Genomic DNA, 18,689 nt, shown 5'->3' with positions numbered 1-18,689 from the left:
GCCAGGCAGGCCGATTCCCCGGCATCCGTCCTGTTCCCGGCATCCGTCCTGTTCCCGGGATGCCTGAACGGCGCCGGATGGCAGACGGCGCCCCTCACGTCAACCCGTTCGGACCGCCAGAGCATCCGCCCGTACTCTCGACACATGAGCGAGCTGACCGCCCCGACCGGGCGCGAACCGGCGCTGCGCGCCATCCCCCACGACGACGGCACGGCGCCTCGCGCGCTGGTGTTCGGCGCGACCGGATACATCGGCGGCAGGCTCACTCCTCGGCTGCTGAACGCCGGATACCGGGTGCGGGTGCTCGCGCGCGATGCCGCCCGCGCGGAGTCATTCGGCTGGGGCCGTGAGGTCGAGATCGTCGAAGGCGAGGCGCAGGACCGGGATGCCGTGGCCGAGGCCATGCGCGATATCGACGTCGTCTACTACCTGGTGCACTCGATGACCGGCGGCAAGGACTTCGAAGAGCAGGACACGGCAGCAGCGCATGCCGTGGCGGATGCTGCCGCTGCAGCCAGCGTGAGCCGGATCGTGTACCTCGGCGGGCTGCATCCGGATGATGCCGACCTGTCGCCGCACCTGCGGTCGCGGGTGCGCGTGGGCGAGATCTTCCTCGAATCGGGCGTGCCGACGCTCGTGCTGCAGGCCGGTGTCGTGATCGGGTCGGGGTCGGCGTCGTTCGAGATGATCCGGCACCTGACCGACGTGCTGCCGTACATGCCGGCACCGAAGTGGGTGCGCAATCGCATCCAGCCGATCGCGATCCGCGACGTGCTGCACTATCTGCTCGGCTCCGCACGGGTCGACGAGTCGGTGAACACCGCGGTCGACGTCGGCGGCCCAGACGTGCTGCGCTACGGGCAGATGATGAACGGCTACGCGGTCGAAGCGGGCCTGCCACAGCGGGCGATCGCCGCGCTTCCGGTGCTGACCCCGCGGCTCGCCTCACACTGGGTGAACCTCGTGACGCCGGTTCCGCGGGCGATCGCCCGGCCGCTGGTCGAGTCGCTGCAGAACGAGTGCGTGATGAAGAATCATGCGATCGATGATCTGATCCCGCAGCCCGAGGGCGGCCTGACGCCGTACCGGCGGGCGGTCGCGCTCGCGCTCGGGCGAGTGGATGCCGACGGCGTCGAGACCAGCTGGCAGGATGCCGAGGTGTCGGGCGCTCCGAGTGCACCGCTGCCGAGCGACCCCGACTGGGCCGGCCGCACCGCGTTCACCGACGAGCGCTCGGTGCACACCCACGCGACGGTGTGGGACGTGTGGCGGGTGATCACGGGGATCGGCGGCGAGAACGGCTGGTACTCATCGCGGTTCCTGTGGGCCGTGCGCGGCGTGATGGATCGCGTGATCGGCGGGGTCGGACTGCGTCGCGGCCGGCGCAGCCGCTCGAAGGTGCGCCCCGGCGATGCCGTGGACTTCTGGCGCGTCGAGGCGGTCGAAGAGCCGCTTGTGCTCGAGTCGGGTGAGGGTTCGCGGGGCGGGCTGCTACGGCTGCGGGCAGAGATGATCGTTCCCGGCTCGGCCTGGCTCGAGCTGCGCGCGATTCCGGATGCCACGGGAACCCGCTACGAGCAGCGCGCCGTCTTCTTCCCTCGGGGTCTGACCGGCCGGCTGTACTGGCTGGCGGTGCTGCCCTTCCACGGGTTCATCTTCGCGGGCATGGCGGCCCGCATCACGGCCGAGGCCGAGGCAGCGCGGGGCGACTCCGTCCTGGGCGGAGCCGGCTCGCCCAGGTAGCGACTTCGCCCTGGGCGGAGCCGGCTCGCCCAGGTAGCGACTTCGCCCTTGGCGGAGCCGGCTCGCCCAGGTAGCGACTTCGCCAGAACAGGCCCGTTCGCGAGAACAGGGCGGTTCGCGGGCATCCGTCCTGGATTCGCGAACGAGCCTGTTCTCGGGTGCGGTGGCTGCGCTCCGCCGCACTCACCCCCTCGCGCTACCGAACGATTAACGATAGATTCTTATCGTTGGTCAATGAGAGGTGCAGCATGAGAACGGGAACCATCGTCGTTCTGAAGGTCGTGATCGCACTCGCACTGGCGGGCTCGCTGGTCGTGCAGGTCATGATCCTGCCTGCGGTCTGGCGTGATCTCGAAGGCGAGACGCTGTGGGGCCGCATCGCCCTCGTGAGCATCGCTGCGCTTGGCGTGCTGAGCATGCAGGTCTTCGCCGTCTGCGTGTGGATGCTGCTCACCCGCGTGCGCCACGGATCGATCTTCCAGGTCTCGTCGTTCCGGTTCGTGAACGTCATCATCGGCACGATCGTCGCGGCGGCAGTGCTGGCTTTCCTGCTCGCGGGGCTGCTCGCTCCTGGTGAGATGGCTCCGGGCGTGGTCGCCCTCATCGCAGGCGCCGGGCTCGTGCTCGGCGGCTTCGCCCTGCTCGTCGTCGTGATGAAGGCGCTGCTTCGGCAGGCGATCGAGCGCGAAGACGAGGCCCGCACGCTGCGCGACGAGCTGGGCGAGGTGATCTGAGTGCCCGTCATCGTCGACATCGACGTCATGCTCGCGCGGCGCAAGATGGGCGTCGGCGAGCTGGCCGAGCGCATCGGCATAACCCCGACGAACCTCGCGGTGCTGAAGAACGGTCGGGCGAAGGCGGTGCGATTCACGACTCTGGATGCCCTGTGCGAGGCCCTCGAGTGCCAGCCGGGCGACCTGCTGCGGTGGGAGCCGGACGAGCCGACTGCCTGACCATTCGAGAACAGGAGAACACCCGAGAACAGGACGATTTCCCGGCATCCGTCCTGTTCTCCTGTTCTCTCCTGTCTCCGTGCGTCGGGACGGATGCCCGGGACGAGGTTTGTCAACGGGCATCCCTCGCCGGAATCCGGATGCGATTCTGAACGTCCACCGACGATCGGAGCCACCATGTCTGACCCCACGCCCTTCCCGACCGACCCGACCAAGGCCGAAGGCACGGACCCCGACCTGAGCACCGACGCGCAGACCCCGGACACCGATGAAGACGCTCCTGACGACCGCGAGCCGACCTTCGAAGAGCAGCAGCACGATCAGCTCGCCGCCGACGAGCAGAACCCGCACGAGGAGTTCCCGCGCATCCCCTGAGCGCAGACGGGCGTCGAAGACGAGGGACGCCACCGAACCGGTGACGCCCCTCGATGCTCGCGCTTCGTTCAGGCGATGAAGTCCGCCGTGAGCGGCACGTCGTGCCCGTAGGGCGGGTCGATCTCGTGCTTGTCGACGCCCAGTTCGCGCGCGAGCGCACGCACCTCGTCGCCGCGCGTCTGCGCGAGCTCGAGACCGCGCACGTTGGAGTCGATCTGCTCGGGCCGGGTCGCCCCGAACAGCAGCGAGCAGACGTTCGGGCTGCCGACGGCGAATGCGATGCTGAATTCGGCCGCAGTCACGCCGAGCGATGCGGCGGCTTCTTCGATCGCCGGCACACGCGCCTTGATGTCTTCACGGATACCGCCGATGTCGAGACCGATATGGCGCGACGGCGACAGGTTGCCGGTCAGGATGCCTCCTTCCAGGGAGTCGGAGGCGTGCACCGTGATCCCCGTGTCGGCGAGCACCGACTGGTAGTCGGCACCGTCGACCACGTTCTGCCGCACGACCGAGTACTTCAGCTGCACCATCTCCGGCGTCGGCAGCCCCTCCGCGACGCAGTAGTCGTGGGCGCGGCGGATGAGCTCGGGGCGCCAGTTCAGGCCACCCCAGACGCGAGCTCGACCCGAGGTCACCAGCTCCGCAGCATCCCGAGTCAGCTGCTCGACGTCCATCTCGGCGCGCGGATGCTCGACGATGATGACGTCGACGTCGTCGACCGCGAGGCGGCGCATGGATGCGTCGAGCTGAGCGGTCAGCGACCGTTCGGGGTAGTCGAAGTACCAGACCTTCTCAGCGATGACGATGTCGTCACGCGAGAAGTCGGCCTCCTGCAGCATGCGCCCGAACAGCACCTCGGTGTGCGGCTTGTCGCGGTAGTACGCCACGTCGAAGAACCGGATGCCCCGCGAGTACGCGTGATTGATCAGGCTGACGTTGGCTTCGAACGACAGACGCGAGTACGTGTGCCATGATCCGAGGGAAAGCTCGCTGACTGCGATGTCGCTCTTTCCGATGTTGCGCATCTTCTACTTCCTTTTCATTGCATTGACGAACGCTTGTGCGCGCGTCGACTGGGGGTTCACAAGCACTTCCGCAGGGGAGCCGAATTCGACGATCCGCCCCTCATCGAGCAGTGCCACGTGGTTGCTGACTTCGCGGGCGAAGTTCAGCTCATGGGTGACGATGAGCATCGTCATCCCGGCCGCCGCGAGCTCGCGGATCACGTCGAGGACTTCGCCGACGAGCTCGGGGTCGAGCGCCGAGGTCGGCTCGTCGAAGAGCATGACGCTCGGATGCGGAGCGAGGGCGCGTGCGATCGCCACGCGCTGCTGCTGACCGCCCGAGAGCATCGCGGGATACTGGTCGGCCTTCTCCGACAGCCCCACGCGATCGAGCAGATACCGCGCTCGCTCGAGCGCCTCGGCCTTGGACTTCCTGTGCACGACACGCAGACCCTCGCAGACGTTCTCGAGCGCTGTCATGTGCGGGAACAGATTGAACTGCTGGAAGACCATGCCGAAGTGCTCGCGCTGTCGCGCTCGTCTCTTCTCGGAGAGCGGATGGTAGACGTCGCCCCTCAGATCGAATCCGAGCAGCTCGTCCTGGTAGTGCACAGTCCCCGAGTCGAGCGTCTCGAGCATGTTCACACAGCGCAGGAACGTGCTCTTGCCCGAGCCCGAGGGCCCGAGCAGCGAGATCACCTCGCCGGCGTGCAGCTCGAGGTCGATGCCGCGGAGCACATGGTTCTCGCCGAATCGCTTCTCGACGTCACGGGCGCTGATCAGCGGCGCCTGGGTCGGTTCAGTCGGTGACACCGCGGAACCCCTTTCCGAACTTGCGCTCGAGCTGTCGCTGCCCGAGCATCGCGAGGCTCGTCAGCACGAGATACCAGATGCACGCCACGACGAGCAGGGGGATCGTCTGGTAGGTCACCCCGTAGATCAGCTGAACCGTGGTGAGCAGCTCGGTGTATCCGATGACGAACACGAGCGAGGTGTTCTTGAACAGCGTGATCATCTCGTTTCCGAGCGACGGGATGATCACGCGGATCGACTGCGGTGCGATGACGCGTCGCATGGCCTGCCAGTTGGTCATGCCCATGGAGCGAGCGGCCTCGAGCTGGCCGCGGGGAACCGACAGGATGCCGCCTCGGTAGATCTCTCCGATGTATGCGCCCTGGATGAGCGTGAGCCCCAGGATCGCCGCCGTCGACTGCGAGATCAGCTGGTTGGTCGGAACCGACGCCAGCGGCGGGAGGAACGGAAGACCGATCGGGATCTGCGGAAGCAGGGCCGAGAGGAAGAAGATGAACAGCAGCAGCACCAGTGCAGGGATGGCACGGATGAACCAGATGTACACCGCCCCGATCGCCTGGAAGACAGGGTTGGCTGACATCCGCAGATATGCGACCAGCGCCCCCATCAGCAGTCCGCTGATGGCGCACACCACCGTCAGGACGATGGTGTTGCGCAGACCTCCGAGGATGTCGGGATGGAAGAGGTACTCCCACACGACATCCCACTGCCAGTTCTTGCCTCGGACGAAGAAGTCGGCGATTGCGACCACGACGACCGCCGCGATGATCCCGGCGACCCACCAGGAGGTTCGCCGTGGCTTGGCGAACTTATAGACGGGCCTCGCCACGCTCACTTCCTCGGCGTCCTGCGGCGCGCGCAGAGCGACTTCAGAACTTCGAGCCATTGATCTCAATCTTCTTCAGGCCGAGGCTGGACTGGTTCCAGTCCTCGAGGATGCGGTCGTAGGTGCCGTCTTCCTTCATCTCGGTGAGCGCCTCGAAGATGGCATCGCGAAGCGCGGTGTTGTCCTTCGGGATGCCGACGCCGTAGGGCGCGAGATGCTCGGGTTCGCCGGCGAGCTCGAACTCCTCGGGCTCGTCGGCCACGAGCTGGTTGGCGACGGCGAGATCAGACCACTCGACATCGACTCGTGCGCTCTGCAGGGCGAGGGTCGCGGTCGGGCCGTCTGCGTAGCCCTGGATATCGATGGGCGGCTTGCCCGCATCCGCGCACTTCTTCTGCTCTTCGTCGGCGTAACCCTGCTGGATGCTGCCCTTGACGATCGCCAGGCGCGCCCCGCAGAGATCGTCGCGACCCGAGATGCCGGCCGGATTGCCCTTCTGGACGATGAGCACGACTCCACCCTCGACCAGGTCGACGAAGTCGAGCGTCTTGCGGCGTTCGGCGAAGTCTCCCGCCGCGAGGGCCACGTCGTAGCGCTTGGCCAGCACGCCGGGGATGACCGCATCTGACGAGACCTTCTCGAACTTCACGTCGAGCCCGAGGCGCTTGGCGTACTCCTTGGTGAGGTCGACGATGAGACCTTGCATCTCGGGGCTGCCGGCCTCGGTGTATTTGAGCGGCTTGACGCTGCCGCTGTCGGCCGCGACGAGCACGCCGGCAGCGCCGAGGGCGCTGCTGAGGTCGGCTTTGCCTTCCGCGCCGGGGGCGGGGGCCGACTCGGTCTCAGGGGACGAAGAGCATGCGGCGAGGGAGGCCGCCAGGGCGAGGGCGGCGGTGATCACGACTGCTCGGGTGGTGCGAAGCCTCATTGCTTCTCCTTTCGGTGGAGGGGTTGCCCAGCACGCTAACCCGGTTTCATGAGATAGTCAATACATTAACTATTTGGTGATCGGATCTCGCTAGACTTCATGCACGATCTGACTCACCGGCGCGTTGGAGGAATCCGTTTTGGCTGAAGAAGAACCGGAAGGCAGCCCGTCGGGCGCGCACCACGCGACGGTCGACGACGTGTCGTACTGGTCGTTCGTCGAGCATTTCGACAGAACGGCCCGCGAGCGACTGCCCTGGCTCGACCTTGAAGCGGCGACCTTCTTCATGACGCTGCACCGTGCGTTCGAGCTGATCGTCTACGACATCCGCGGCGAGCTCGAGCAGCGCCTCACCCCTGCCGGGCTCCGAGTACTCATCGTGCTCGTATCAGCCGGCAAGATGACCCTGCTGCGCGTCGCGGAGCTGACGGGGATGAGCCGCGCGGCAGTGTCGGCCCTGCTGAAGAGACTCGAGGCCGACGGCACGGTCACCCGCACCCGGGCCGAGAACGACGGGCGCAGCATTCTCATCGAAGCCACCCCGCAGGGCGCCGCCCTGATGGCCGAGGTCTACCGTGACTACAACGCGCGAGAGAGCGTCTGGTACTCGAAGCTCGACGCCGAAGAGGCCGAGGTGATCAAGACAGCACTGTCGCGACTCGCAGCGAGCCTGAGCACCGCGAGAAGGAGAAGCTGAGCCGCAGCGTCAGCGCCCCTTCGCGAGAAGGTCCTGCAGCCGGTCGGCTTCGCCCTCGGGCATCCGGTAGCCGTGCTCAGCGGCGGGGTACGCCCCCGAACGCACCTCGCGGGCGTACTCGCCCACGCCGGCGACAGCGGCCGAACGCAGGTCGGCGTAGCGCTTGACGAATTTCGCAGCGGGGCCGTCGTAGATGCCGAGCAGGTCGTGCAGCACGAGCACCTGACCGTCGGCATCCGGCCCGGCGCCGATCCCGATCACGGGGATGCGCATCAGTGGCATGAGGTGTGCCGTCACCTCTGCGGGCACGGCCTCGATGACGAGCAGCGAGCATCCGGCGTCCTGCAGTGCGAGGGCGTCGTCGATCAGCGCGAGAGCTGCTTCGGCGCTTCGCCCCTGCGCGCGATAGCCGCCGAGGGCGGTGGCGGTCTGCGGGGTGAGGCCGATGTGGCCGATGACGGGGATGCCCGCGGCGACGATCGCACGTGCCCTGTCGACCGTGGTGCCGCCGCGTTCGATCTTCACCAGGTCGCAGCCGGCCTCTTTCACGAAGCGCTGCGCGGTCGCGACGGCGAGCGCATCGGATGCCTCGTACGAGCCGAACGGCAGATCGCCGACGAGCAGCGGCCGGGTGAGTCCGCGCCGGACGGCACGGGTGAGCATGAGCATCTCATCCACGCTCACGGGCACGGTCGACGGGTAGCCGAGCACGGTCATGGCGGCGGAGTCGCCGACGAGCACCATGTCGACACCCGCCTCTTCGACGATCTGCGCACTCGGGTAGTCGTAGGCGGTGATCATGACGATCGCGTCGCCGGCCTGCTTCTTCGCGGCGAGGTCGCCGATGGTCAGCGGACGTTCGGTCATGACTGCTCCCCTGCGGGCGGCTCGCCCTCGAATCGGACGATGTGGTTGTCGATCAGCCTGGCACCGCCGACGCGGGCGGCGACCGCCAGCAGCGCCTCGCCGTCGAGTTCGCTGACGGGGCTGAGGTCGTCGAGAGAGCGCAGCTCGACGTACTCGGGTTCGATGTCGGCGTGCGCGAGCATCCGTCGCACGGCGCCGGTGAGGGTGAGGGCGTCGCGGAAGCCGTCGGCGGCCAGGGCGGATGCCTGGTCGAGTCCCCTGCTCAGCGCCACGGCGCGTCGGCGCGCGCGCTCGTCGAGATACACGTTGCGCGAGCTCATCGCGAGCCCGTCGGGTTCGCGCACGATGGGGCAGGCGACGATGCGCACGTCGAGGTCGAGGTCGCGCACGACGCGACGCACGACCATGATCTGCTGGGCATCCTTCTGGCCGAAGTAGGCGTCATCGGGGCGGACGATGCCGAACAGCTTCGTGACGACGGTCGCGACGCCGTCGAAGTGGAAGGCTCCACGTGCGGCGCCGTCGAGAACCTCGGTGATGCCCGAGACGTGGATGCTCGTGGCGAAGCCGTCGGGGTAGATCTCGCTCGCTGTGGGGGCGAAGAGGATGTCGACGCCTTCGGCCTCTGCGAGCGCCGCGTCGCGGGCTTCGTCGCGCGGGTAGGCGGCGAGGTCTTCATTCGGGCCGAACTGGGTGGGGTTCACGAACAGCGAGACGACGACGAGGTCGTTCTGGGCACGGGCCGCGCGCATGAGCGAGAGGTGCCCCTCGTGGAAGGCGCCCATGGTCGGCACGAGTCCGACCGTGCGGCCCGCGGCACGCGCCTCGCGCACGGCGGCGCGCATCTCGGTGATGGTGCGGAGGATCTTCATCGGGTCACTTTCGGGCGAGATCTCGGGCGCTGTCGCACAGCTGGTCGAACAGGGGAAGAAGCTCGGGAGTCGAGGCGGCGAGCGCGTCGCGCTGCCGGGTGACGGTGTGCTCGTCGCCGCGGGCGATCGGTCCGGTGAGCGCGGCGGCCGCGCCCTGCTCGACCCAGTTCTGCACCGAGCGGGCGACGAGTGGCTCGAGCAGGCGGCGCGGGTCAGGGATACCCTGGGCCGTGGCGACCCGTTCGGCGGCGTCGAGCACCGCGAGCAGCAGGTTCGAGGCGATGGATGCCGCGGCGTGGTACCCCGCACGGTGCGCGTCGTCGACTTCGAACGGGCTGGCGCCGATGGCTCCGGCGATCTGCTGCGCGACGGCGAGAGCCTCGGGAGTCCGTCCGGCGACCGCGGCGCCGATGCTGTGGAGCACGTCGGGTGCCTCCGCCCCGGTGAAGGTCTGCAGGGGGTGGACGCTGAGGTCGACGTCATCGAGCCCTGTCGCACCCGAGAGATGACCGATGAGGCGTGCGTGGGATCGGGCGGCGTCGGCTGCGGCGGCGATGGCGGCATCCGGCACGGCCAGCAGTGCGACATCGGATGCCGGAATCGCGTCACCCCGCCGAAGGGGGCCGTGCACCGTGAATCCGGCCTCGATCAGCGCCCGCGCGAGCACGCCACCGAGACGGCCGGCGCCGATGACGGCGATGGTCGTGGGGGGTTCGGGACGGGCGCTCATGCTGGCATGAGTATCCGCCCGCCGGGCATCCGCAGACAAATCTCGGAGCAATCAGCACACGTCAAGAGCGCTCCGATATAGCGAATTGCTCACGAAAGCCACGTGCATCAGTGCACCTTGATTTCACGCAGTCGGAGGCCGGGCATCCGGAACCATCCCTCACCGCACGAGCGAGCGCAGCCTCCGCACCGCGACCGAGAGGGTCGCGAGACCCTCGCCGTCTTGCGCGGTCGCCGCGGCGATCGCCTCGTCGACCGTGCGCCGGGTCGATGCTCCGCCCTGCTCGAGCCAGGCTTCGACCCTCTCATCGGCCGTGCCGTCATCGGTCGCCGCTGCGACCGTCGCGGTCAGCTCGATCATCACGGCGTAGAGGTCGTCGCGCATGCTCGCCCGCGCCATCGATCCCCACCGGTCGGTCTGCGGCAGCGCGGTGATCTTCGTCAGCGTCTGCTCGAACGACAGGCGGGCAGAGAGGGCGAAGTAGAGTCCGGCGACTCCTTCGAGCGTCCAGCCGTGGGTGCGGGCGCACTCCGCGATGTCGAGCAGCGAGAGCACGTCGAGCAGGCCGGCGCCGCGGCGGGCGAGCTCGAGCGAGACGCCGGCCTCCTGCAGCTCGCGGGTGCGCGATTCGAAGCGCTCGAGGTCGACGCCCTGCATCCACCGGTCGATGTTGGCCGACAGGTGCGTGACGGGCTCGGTGAACAGCTCGATCTCGGCGCCGATGTCGACGCCGTCGGGCCTGTGCTGCACGAACCAGCGGGTGGCGCGGTCGAGCAGCCGGCGGAACGTCAGATAGAGGCTGGTCTGCACCTCGGTCGAGACGACGTTGTCGGTCGCCTCGACGGCGACGACGAACCCGCGAAGGTCGAAGATCTCACGCACCGCGACGTAGGCGCGGGCGATGTCTTCGCTCGACGCTCCGGTCTCGTCGGCGGCCCGGTAGGCGAAGGTGATGCCGCCGCGGTTGACCATCGAGTTCACCACCGAGTTGACGATGATCTCGGTGCGCAGCGGGTGAGCATCCAGATCACCGGCGTAGGCGCGACGGATCGGCTCGGGGAAGTACTCGGCGAGAGTGCGCTCGAACCACGGGTCGGCGGCCAGTCCTGTCGCCGCGAGGTCGGTCTTCAGCGCCAGCTTCGCGTAGGCGACCAGCACCGAGAACTCGGGGCGGGTGAGGCCCTGCTGGTCGGCGATGCGCTCGGCCACCTCGGCGCGGCTGGGCAGGAACTCGAGTTCGCGGTCGAGCTCGTCGCGCTCTTCGAGCCACTCCATCAGCCGCTCGTGCACCGGCAGCATGACCACCGCGTTCGCCCGCGAGTTGCCGAGCAGCACGTTCTGCTCGTAGTTGTCGCGCAGCACCTGCACCGCGACCTCGTCGGTCATCGACTGCAGCAGCTCATTGCGCGCCTCGCGGTCGAGCCGCCCGTCGCGCTCGAGGATGCCCAGCAGGATCTTGATGTTGACCTCGCGGTCGCTGGTGCCGACGCCGGCGGAGTTGTCGATCGCGTCGGTGTTGATCCGGATGCCCGACTGCGCCGCCTCGATGCGTCCTCGTTGCGTCACGCCGAGGTTGCCGCCCTCGCCGACGACCTTCAGGCGCAGGTCGCGGCCGTTGACGCGGACGGCGTCGTTGCCGCGGTCGCCGACCTCGGCATCCGTCTCATCGCTCGCCTTGATGTAGGTGCCGATGGCGCCGTTCCAGAGCAGGTCGACGGGCGCGAGCAGCATGGCCTTCTTCAGCTCGAGAGGGGTGAGCTTCTGCACCGAGGGGTCAAGGCCGAAGGCCTGGGCGATCTCGGGCGTGATCGGGATCGACTTCATCGACAGCGGGAACACGCCGCCGCCGGGCGACATGATGCTGCGGTCGAAGTCGTCCCACGACGAGCCGGGCAGGGCGAAGAGGCGCTCGCGCTCGACGAACGTCGCCTCGGCATCCGGGTTCGGGTCGATGAAGACGTGACGGTGATCGAACGCCGCGACGAGACGGATGTGCCGCGACCGCAGCATCCCGTTGCCGAACACGTCACCGGACATGTCGCCGATGCCGACGACCGTGAAGTCCTCGTTCTGGGTGTCGACGCCCATCTCGCGGAAGTGCCGCTTGACCGACTCCCACGCGCCGCGGGCGGTGATGCCCATGCCCTTGTGGTCGTAACCTGCCGAGCCGCCCGAGGCGAAGGCATCCGCCAGCCAGAATCCGTACTCCTCTGAGATGCCGTTGGCGATGTCTGAGAACGAGGCGGTGCCCTTGTCGGCGGCGACGACGAGGTAGGGGTCGTCGCCGTCGTGCCGGACGACGTCGGCCGGAGGCACGATGTCGGCGCCGACGCGGTTGTCGGTGATGTCGAGCAGGCCACGGATGAAGGTGCGGTACGCCGCCTTGCCCGCTTCGAGCCACGCGCCGCGGTCGGCCGGCGACGGCAGGCGCTTGGCGTAGAACCCGCCCTTCGATCCGGTCGGCACGATCACGGCGTTCTTCACCATCTGCGCCTTGACCAGACCCAGCACCTCGGTGCGGAAGTCCTCGCGGCGGTCGCTCCAGCGCAGGCCGCCTCGGGCGACCTTGCCGAAGCGCAGGTGCACACCCTCGACCTCGGGCGAGTACACCCAGATCTCGGCCATCGGCAGGGGCTTGGGAAGGCCGGGAACGCGGGCGCAGTCGAGCTTCATCGACACCCACGGCTTGGGAGAGCCGTCGGATGCCGTCTGGTAGAAGTTCGTGCGCCACGTCGCGGTGATGACGCCGGCGATCGAGCGCAGGATGCGGTCGTCGTCGAGGCTCGCGACCTGGTCGAGCGCCTCGAGCAGCTCGGCCTCGACCGTCTCGGCCTGCGCGTCGCGATCGCCCTCGACAGCGGGGTCGAAGCGCAGCTCGAACAGGCGCACGAGGGAGGTGGCGATCGCGGGGTTCGCGACGAGCGCGTTCTCGATGTACTCGACCGAGAACGCCGACCCACTCTGGCGCAGGTACATGGCGATGGCACGAAGGATGACGATGCGGCGCCAGTCGAGGTCACCCTGCAGCACGAGGGTGTTGAGCCGGTCGCTCTCGGCGGCGCCGGTCCACGCGGCGGTGAAGGCGTCTTCGAAAAGGGCGCCCCAGGCGGGGTCGGTCCAGCGGTCGATGCCCTCGGCGGTGAGGCCGAAGTCGCTGACGTGGCAGGTGGTGCCGTCGGGCATCGTGACGCTGTACGGGCGCTCATCGACGACGTCGACGCCGAGGTCGGTGAGCACCGGAAGCACGCGGGTCAGCGGGTACTCGCGGTGCGAGACGAGGGTGAGCACGCGCTTGCCGGGGATGTCCTTCTCGGGCACGTTGAGCCGCACCGCGAACTCCTGGTCGCGCAGCTTCTCGAGCAGCTCGACGTCGTCGACAGCCTCTTCGGGCGTGACCGTCTCTTTGTAGACGGCGGGGAACGACTGGCCGTAGTCGGCCAGCAGGCGCGCGGCTTCGTCATCGCCGTGGGCGTGGTGCAGGGCATCCACCAGCCCTTCGTCCCACCCCCGAACGGCATCGGCGAGCTTGGCCTGCACCTCGTCTTCGTCGACGTCGGGCAGCGATGTGCCGCGGGGCACGCGCACGATGAAATGCAGCTGGGCGAGCGGCGAGTCGACGACGCGCGTGGCGTGGTCGACGTGCTCGGCGCCGAAGACCTCGCGCAGCACGGCCTCGATCCGCAGCCGAACGGGAGTGTTGTACCGGTCTTTCGGCAGGTAGACGAGGGCCGAGACGAAGCGGCCGAACTCGTCGCGCCGCAGGAAGGTGCGGGCGCGACGGCGCTCGTTCAGGCGGGTGACCTCGGTGACGATCTTCAGCAGGTGCTCGACCGAGTCCTGGAAGAGCTCGTCGCGGGGGTACTGCTCGAGGATCTGCAGCAGGTCTTTGCCCGAATGCGACATCGGCGAGAATCCGGATGCCTTGAGCACGGCGCGCACCTTGTCGGCGGCGATCGGCAGGGTCGTGACCGAGGCCGCGTAGGCGCCGGAGGTGAACAGGCCGAGGAAGCGGCGCTCGCCGATCACGTTGCCGGCGTCGTCGAACATGCGCGCGCCGACGTAGTCGAGGTAGACGTCGCGGTGCACGGTGGCGCGCGAGTTGGCCTTGGTGATCGTGAGCAGACGCGGTTCGCGGGCGGTGCGCTGCGCCTCGGGGCGCAGGTGGGCGACAGCCGTGGTGGGTTTGCGCAGGATGCCCAGACCCGACCCTGCCACGGGCACCAGCACGTCTTCACCGTTCTGGGTCTCGAGCAGGTATTCGCGGTAGCCGAGGAAGGTGAAGTTGTCGTCGGCGAGCCAGCTGAAGAAGTCGATCGCGGGGCCGATGTGGGCAGGGTCGGCCGTGGCGGGCGGCTCGGTGCGCAGGTCGGTGACGAGGTCGAGGCAGGCGCGGCGCATGGCCGTCCAGTCGTTGACCGCGGCGTGCACGTCGCCGAGCACCCCTTCGAGCCTCTGCCTGAGCGCGTCGCGGCCCTCGTCGGTCGGGACGCGGTCGACCTCGAGGTGCATCCAGGACTCGAGGTCTCCGCCGTGGGCATCCGTCTCGAGAAGCTCTCCGTCGTCGCCGCGGCGCACCGCGACCAGCGGGTGGAGAAGAAGGTGCACGGCGAGGCCCTGGCTTGCGATCGCGGCGGTGATCGAGTCGACGAGGAAGGGTGCGTCGTCGGTGCAGATGTCGACGATCGTGCGGCGGGAGGTCCAGCCGTGCTCGCTCAGCGTGGGAGTGAAGACCGAGACGTGCGTCTCGCCCCGCTGCTTCCGGGATGCCAGGGATCGCATCGCCACGGCCGCGCCGACGACATCGCGCGGCTCGCGCTCGGCGAGATCGACCGCATCAAGCCGGGAGACGAGGCTCTCGACGGCTGGCCTCACCTCGGGGTCGAGTGTCTCGATGATGTCCCGGAGTTCAGCGGATTCGACGGTGTGCGCCATGACTGATCGTCCCCTTCGGCGGTCGTTCTGGGTCAGCTTCGACCTTGGGACAAGCCTAGTTCGTCGGGATTTGTAATGAGCCTGGCCTGAACGTCGCCGCGGGGTGCGGCATCCGCTCCACCGCTCTACCCTGGAACGTCTGCCTCATTTCTGAGGAACCTTCCCCTGGAGCATCCATGTCTGTCATGACCGGCGACGACCGTGCCCGCTATCGGGCCAACCCCTCTGTGCTGACGGCGCTGAAGAGCCCCCGGATGCTGACCCGCGAGGTGCTCGCCGGTCTCGTGGTCGGACTCGCGCTGATCCCCGAGGCGATCGCGTTCTCGGTGATCGCCGGAGTCGACCCGAAGGTGGGGCTGTTCTCGTCGTTCATCATGGCGGTGTCGATCGCCTTCCTCGGCGGCCGGCCGGCGATGGTCACCGCGGCCACCGGTGCAGTAGCGCTGGTGATCGCGCCCGTCGCGCCGACGTACGGCATCGACTACTTCATCGCGACGGTGATCCTCGCCGGCGTGTTCCAGGTGGTCCTCGGAGTGCTGGGGGTGGCGAAGCTGATGCGCTTCATCCCCCGCAGCGTGATGGTCGGGTTCGTGAACGCGCTGGCGATCTTCGTGTTCAGCTCGCAGTTTCCGCAGCTGATCGGCGTGCCGTGGATGGTGTATCCGCTGGTCGCGCTGGGAATCGTCGTCATGATCGTGATGCCGAGGCTGACGAAGGTCGTGCCGGCGCCGCTCGTGTCGGTCGTGATCGTGACCGGTGTCGTGCTGGCGTTCACGATCGGCGTGCCGACCGTGGGCGATCAGGGTGAGCTGCCGCGCAGCCTGCCGTCGCTGTTCGTGCCCGACGTGCCGCTCACGTGGGAGACGTTCACGATCATCGCGCCGTTCGCGCTCGCCGTGGCCGTGGTGGGCCTGCTCGAATCGCTGCTGACCGCCAAGCTCGTCGACGAGATCACCGACACACATTCGCGGAAGACCCGCGAGGCGTGGGCGCAGGGCGTGGCGAACATCCTGTCAGGAGCGTTCGGCGGCATGGGCGGATGCGCGGTCATCGGGCAGACCATGATCAACGTGAAGGAGTCGGGCGCGCGCACCCGCATCTCGACCTTCTGCGCCGGTATCTTCCTCTTTCTGCTCGTCGTCGTGTTCGGGGACTTCGTCGCGACGATCCCGATGGCGGCGCTCGTCGCGGTGATGGTCATGGTCGCGATCGGAGCCTTCGACTGGCACAGCGTTCGTCCGTCGACCCTGAAGCGGATGCCGAAGAGCGAGACCTTCGTGATGGTCTCGACCGTCGTGCTCGTGCTGCTCACCCACAACCTCGCCGTCGGCGTGGTCGGCGGCGTTCTGGTCGCGTCGGTGCTGTTCGTGCGGCGGGTCGCACACGTCGTGCGCGTCACGCGGTCGGAGTCGGACGGTGTCGCCCGGTACGTCGTGGAGGGCGAGCTGTTCTTCGCGTCGAGCAACGACCTGACCACGCTGTTCTCCTACTCGGCGGACCCCGCTCGGGTCGTGATCGACCTGTCGAAGTCGCACGTGTGGGATGCGTCGACCGTCGCTGCGCTGGATGCCATCGAGACGAAGTACGCCGCGTACGGGAAGTCGGTCGAGATCGTCGGGATGAACGCGGCGAGCGGGGCGTTCCATGGGCGGTTGAGCGGGGGGTTCGCGTAAGTCAGCCCCACCCGGGTAGATCGTTGCCATTCCGCGACTTCTGATGTCGCACCCGAGCGCTAGTATCTGGATCAGTTGCTCCGCACGGACGACAGGAACTCCCCCGGGTTCCGAGTCTCACGCCCGTCTTTTCTGGGCGTTACTCGGCGTGCATGCAGAGCGCTCCGACGGCAAGTCGCCGTTGGGCAATCCGGTGCTGCGCACCCTCCCCGAAAAGAGACATCCATGTCGATTCCTCCTCCCCCCGCACCTGACCAGCCTCCGATGCCGCCCACCGCGCCCGATGGCGCAGCTCCTGTCACGCCTGCGCCGTATGCGACCACTCCTCCTCCGGCCTACACGGAGGCTGTCGGTCAGCCCGCCGCCGTACCCGGCAAGAAGAACGTCGTTGCCCTGATCGCGATGATCGTCGCCATCGTCGGCTTCATCTTCGCGTGCATCCCCGGCGCACTGATCGTCGGCTGGATCCTCCTGCCGATCGCCTTCGTGCTCAGCATCGTGTCGCTCTTCCTCAAGGGTGAGCGCAAGTGGATGGGCGTCGTCGGCCTCATCGTGTCGATCATCGGCACCATCGTCGGCTTCGTCGTGTTCTTCGCCCTCATCGCTGGGGCGGTCGACGAGGCTGTCGGCGGCGGCGACACCACCGTCTCGCAGCCTGTCGAGGAAGACGCCGAGCCGGCCGCTGACGCCGACGAGCCGGCGGATGCTGCCACCGAGGGCACCCGCGAGAACCCGTACCCGCTGAAGTCGGCCGTCAGCAACGAGGACTGGACCGTCGTTGTCAACTCGTACACCGTCGACGGCAACCCGATCGTGGCGAAGAACGGCTTCAACGACGCCGCCCCCGCCGGGTCGCACTACGAGGTCGTGAACTACACCGTCACCTACAACGGCGCTGAGAAGGGCATGGCAGCTGAGGCGCAGATCGCCGCCGTCACCAGCGCCGGGAACGTCATGAACTCGTACGACAACCTCGTCATCCTCGACGACGGCTTCGGCCTCGACGAGATGTACAAGGGCGCCTCCGCCACCGGCTCCGAGGCCTTCCTCGTGCCCGACGGTGAGACCGTGCTGCTGCGCGTGACGCCCGGCATGTTCGCCGACGAGGTGTTCGTCAAGCCGTAAGTGCTGACGCATTCGCTGGCAGGCGGATGCTCGCGGCAGGGGACTCCGGTCAGGGATCGGGGTCTCCTGTCGGCGGCACCATTTGGGGAGCCGAGACTCAGGGTCTCTCAGTGAGCCGCCCGATGTGGGGGCGGCGGAAGAACGTCGATGCGGCGACAGCGGGATTTTGTATTCCGCTGGGCGAATCGCGAGTTCACCGCTATGGCTTGGTTCATCCGATCCGCTCGGCTGCGTAAGCATTCCCCCGGTTTCTGCTCACTCTTGCGGTGCCCTTTACTGGTCTACGTGCCGCAACTCATGGTCTGAGGTGACCCATGGCTCGCACTCGAAACGCTGTAGCAAGAACGAGAAAGCGGAACCGCGTGTGGCTGGTTCTTGCGATCATCGTTGGATTTCTCATTGTTGGTGGCCTTCTCGGCCGCGCAGGGACACCTGTGCTTGCCATCGCCGTATTGGTGGCGGTCGCGCTCGGCATCTTCACTCTGATCAAGGGAGCGACGCCTATAGCGGGCATGCGTTCACGAAAGTCGGGCCTCGGTGCACTCGGCGCCGCACTGCTTCTTCTAGTGGGCGGTGCCGCAGGCGCTACTCCCGCGACCACGAACGACGCCCCTTCCGCGCTGCTGCAGGCGGATAGCGCCGCACCGAGCACCGCGCCTCAGGCCGAGAAGCGCACGCCGTCTCCGACACCGACCCCGACGACCTTCGAAGAGGTCAACGTCGACACACCGATCCCGTTCGAGCGGGCTGTCGCCGACGACCCGGCGATCGCCGAGGGCACGACCACAGTCACGACGCCGGGTGTTGAGGGCACCTTGCGGACGACGTACAGCGTCACCTACGTCGGAGGCACAGAAATCTCTCGTGAAGTGGTCCGCGAATCTGTGGCGGTGGCACCGGTGACCGAGGTCACCACGCGCGGAACCCTCAAGCCGCAGCCGGTCGCCAAGCCGGTGCCCCTCGTGCAGACAGGCGGAAACGGCTGCGATCCGAACTACTCCGGCGCCTGCGTTCCCGTCGCCAGTGACGTCGACTGTGCGGGCGGCAGCGGCGACGGGCCCAAGTACCTCTCGGGCAGCGCACGCGTTGTGGGGTCTGACATCTACGACCTTGATCGAGACGGCAACGGCATCGCCTGCGACTGAGGC

16 protein-coding genes are annotated in these 18,689 nt (G+C 67.8%); 8 read left to right on the top strand and 8 right to left on the bottom strand.

Annotated elements, in window-relative coordinates:
• Positions 1-144 precede the first annotated feature (144 nt).
• The 4 genes from JOE67_RS09430 to JOE67_RS09415 all read left to right on the top strand — a co-directional run bounded on the left by JOE67_RS09430 (position 145) and on the right by JOE67_RS09415 (position 3,071).
• Positions 145-1,743, top strand: coding sequence for an SDR family oxidoreductase (locus tag JOE67_RS09430; RefSeq protein WP_204975333.1), 1,599 nt, complete (start codon positions 145-147; stop codon positions 1,741-1,743).
• Positions 1,744-1,991: 248 nt separating this feature from the next.
• Positions 1,992-2,477, top strand: a complete 486-nt coding sequence (locus JOE67_RS09425) for a DUF2975 domain-containing protein (RefSeq protein ID WP_204975332.1) — start codon at positions 1,992-1,994, stop codon at positions 2,475-2,477.
• Entirely contained in the window at positions 2,478-2,696 is a 219-nt protein-coding gene (locus JOE67_RS09420; RefSeq protein ID WP_204975331.1) for a helix-turn-helix domain-containing protein, read from the top strand.
• Positions 2,697-2,873: 177 nt separating this feature from the next.
• Positions 2,874-3,071: a hypothetical protein gene (locus tag JOE67_RS09415; protein ID WP_204975330.1), complete on the top strand. Its 198-nt coding sequence runs from the start codon at positions 2,874-2,876 to the stop codon at positions 3,069-3,071.
• Between the two features lie 68 nt (positions 3,072-3,139).
• Here JOE67_RS09415 and JOE67_RS09410 read toward each other — a convergent pair whose 3' ends face one another.
• The 4 genes from JOE67_RS09410 to JOE67_RS09395 are packed head-to-tail and all read right to left on the bottom strand — an operon-like array spanning position 3,140 to position 6,645.
• Positions 3,140-4,099: an aldo/keto reductase gene (locus JOE67_RS09410; protein ID WP_204975329.1), complete on the bottom strand. Its 960-nt coding sequence runs from the start codon at positions 4,097-4,099 to the stop codon at positions 3,140-3,142.
• A gap of 3 nt (positions 4,100-4,102) precedes the next feature.
• A complete protein-coding gene (locus JOE67_RS09405; protein WP_338041555.1) occupies positions 4,103-4,891 on the bottom strand; it encodes an amino acid ABC transporter ATP-binding protein in 789 nt (262 codons plus the stop codon).
• A complete protein-coding gene (locus JOE67_RS09400; protein WP_204975328.1) occupies positions 4,878-5,720 on the bottom strand; it encodes an ABC transporter permease subunit in 843 nt (280 codons plus the stop codon). The genes JOE67_RS09405 and JOE67_RS09400 overlap by 14 nt, the downstream gene beginning before the upstream one ends.
• 40 nt (positions 5,721-5,760) lie before the next feature.
• Positions 5,761-6,645, bottom strand: coding sequence for an ABC transporter substrate-binding protein (locus tag JOE67_RS09395; protein ID WP_204975327.1), 885 nt, complete (start codon positions 6,643-6,645; stop codon positions 5,761-5,763).
• A 139-nt stretch (positions 6,646-6,784) separates the two neighbouring features.
• Here JOE67_RS09395 and JOE67_RS09390 point away from each other — a divergent pair, with 139 nt between their 5' ends.
• Positions 6,785-7,342: a MarR family winged helix-turn-helix transcriptional regulator gene (locus tag JOE67_RS09390; RefSeq protein ID WP_204975326.1), complete on the top strand. Its 558-nt coding sequence runs from the start codon at positions 6,785-6,787 to the stop codon at positions 7,340-7,342.
• 9 nt (positions 7,343-7,351) lie between these two features.
• Here the strand turns inward: JOE67_RS09390 and panB are convergent, their stop codons facing one another.
• The 4 genes from panB to JOE67_RS09370 form a co-directional block, all read right to left on the bottom strand.
• Positions 7,352-8,209: a 3-methyl-2-oxobutanoate hydroxymethyltransferase gene (panB, locus tag JOE67_RS09385; RefSeq protein WP_204975325.1), complete on the bottom strand. Its 858-nt coding sequence runs from the start codon at positions 8,207-8,209 to the stop codon at positions 7,352-7,354.
• Positions 8,206-9,081, bottom strand: a complete 876-nt coding sequence (gene panC, locus JOE67_RS09380) for a pantoate--beta-alanine ligase (protein WP_204975324.1) — start codon at positions 9,079-9,081, stop codon at positions 8,206-8,208. The genes panB and panC overlap by 4 nt, the downstream gene beginning before the upstream one ends.
• 4 nt (positions 9,082-9,085) lie before the next feature.
• Positions 9,086-9,811, bottom strand: coding sequence for a Rossmann-like and DUF2520 domain-containing protein (locus JOE67_RS09375; RefSeq protein WP_204975323.1), 726 nt, complete (start codon positions 9,809-9,811; stop codon positions 9,086-9,088).
• A gap of 159 nt (positions 9,812-9,970) precedes the next feature.
• A complete protein-coding gene (locus tag JOE67_RS09370; protein WP_204975322.1) occupies positions 9,971-14,743 on the bottom strand; it encodes an NAD-glutamate dehydrogenase in 4,773 nt (1,590 codons plus the stop codon).
• 176 nt (positions 14,744-14,919) lie between these two features.
• Here JOE67_RS09370 and JOE67_RS09365 point away from each other — a divergent pair, with 176 nt between their 5' ends.
• The 3 genes from JOE67_RS09365 (at position 14,920) to JOE67_RS09355 (ending at position 18,686) form a co-directional block, all read left to right on the top strand.
• Entirely contained in the window at positions 14,920-16,416 is a 1,497-nt protein-coding gene (locus tag JOE67_RS09365; protein ID WP_204975321.1) for a SulP family inorganic anion transporter, read from the top strand.
• 264 nt (positions 16,417-16,680) lie between these two features.
• Positions 16,681-17,541, top strand: a complete 861-nt coding sequence (locus JOE67_RS09360; protein WP_239528064.1) for a hypothetical protein — start codon at positions 16,681-16,683, stop codon at positions 17,539-17,541.
• 434 nt (positions 17,542-17,975) lie between these two features.
• A complete protein-coding gene (locus JOE67_RS09355; protein ID WP_338041554.1) occupies positions 17,976-18,686 on the top strand; it encodes a G5 domain-containing protein in 711 nt (236 codons plus the stop codon).
• Positions 18,687-18,689: the final 3 nt, after the last annotated feature.

The organism is Microbacterium esteraromaticum (assembly GCF_016907315.1).
In the GTDB taxonomy this organism is placed as follows: domain Bacteria; phylum Actinomycetota; class Actinomycetes; order Actinomycetales; family Microbacteriaceae; genus Microbacterium; species Microbacterium esteraromaticum.
The sequence above is the reverse complement of the archived record's forward strand: the minus strand, read 5'-3'. Positions and strand labels throughout refer to the sequence as shown.

What these genes read in the sequence shown, in the direction of transcription:
- JOE67_RS09430 (WP_204975333.1), top strand. Translation starts at nt 145, where the DNA reads ATGAGCGAGCTGACCGCCCCGACCGGGCGCGAACCGGCGCTGCGCGCC.
- JOE67_RS09425 (WP_204975332.1), top strand. Translation starts at nt 1,992, where the DNA reads ATGAGAACGGGAACCATCGTCGTTCTGAAGGTCGTGATCGCACTCGCA.
- JOE67_RS09415 (WP_204975330.1), top strand. Translation starts at nt 2,874, where the DNA reads ATGTCTGACCCCACGCCCTTCCCGACCGACCCGACCAAGGCCGAAGGC.
- JOE67_RS09410 (WP_204975329.1), bottom strand. Translation starts at nt 4,099, where the DNA reads ATGCGCAACATCGGAAAGAGCGACATCGCAGTCAGCGAGCTTTCCCTC.
- JOE67_RS09395 (WP_204975327.1), bottom strand. Translation starts at nt 6,645, where the DNA reads ATGAGGCTTCGCACCACCCGAGCAGTCGTGATCACCGCCGCCCTCGCC.
- panB (WP_204975325.1), bottom strand. Translation starts at nt 8,209, where the DNA reads ATGACCGAACGTCCGCTGACCATCGGCGACCTCGCCGCGAAGAAGCAG.
- panC (WP_204975324.1), bottom strand. Translation starts at nt 9,081, where the DNA reads ATGAAGATCCTCCGCACCATCACCGAGATGCGCGCCGCCGTGCGCGAG.
- JOE67_RS09375 (WP_204975323.1), bottom strand. Translation starts at nt 9,811, where the DNA reads ATGAGCGCCCGTCCCGAACCCCCCACGACCATCGCCGTCATCGGCGCC.
- JOE67_RS09370 (WP_204975322.1), bottom strand. Translation starts at nt 14,743, where the DNA reads ATGGCGCACACCGTCGAATCCGCTGAACTCCGGGACATCATCGAGACA.
- JOE67_RS09365 (WP_204975321.1), top strand. Translation starts at nt 14,920, where the DNA reads ATGTCTGTCATGACCGGCGACGACCGTGCCCGCTATCGGGCCAACCCC.
- JOE67_RS09360 (WP_239528064.1), top strand. Translation starts at nt 16,681, where the DNA reads ATGCCGCCCACCGCGCCCGATGGCGCAGCTCCTGTCACGCCTGCGCCG.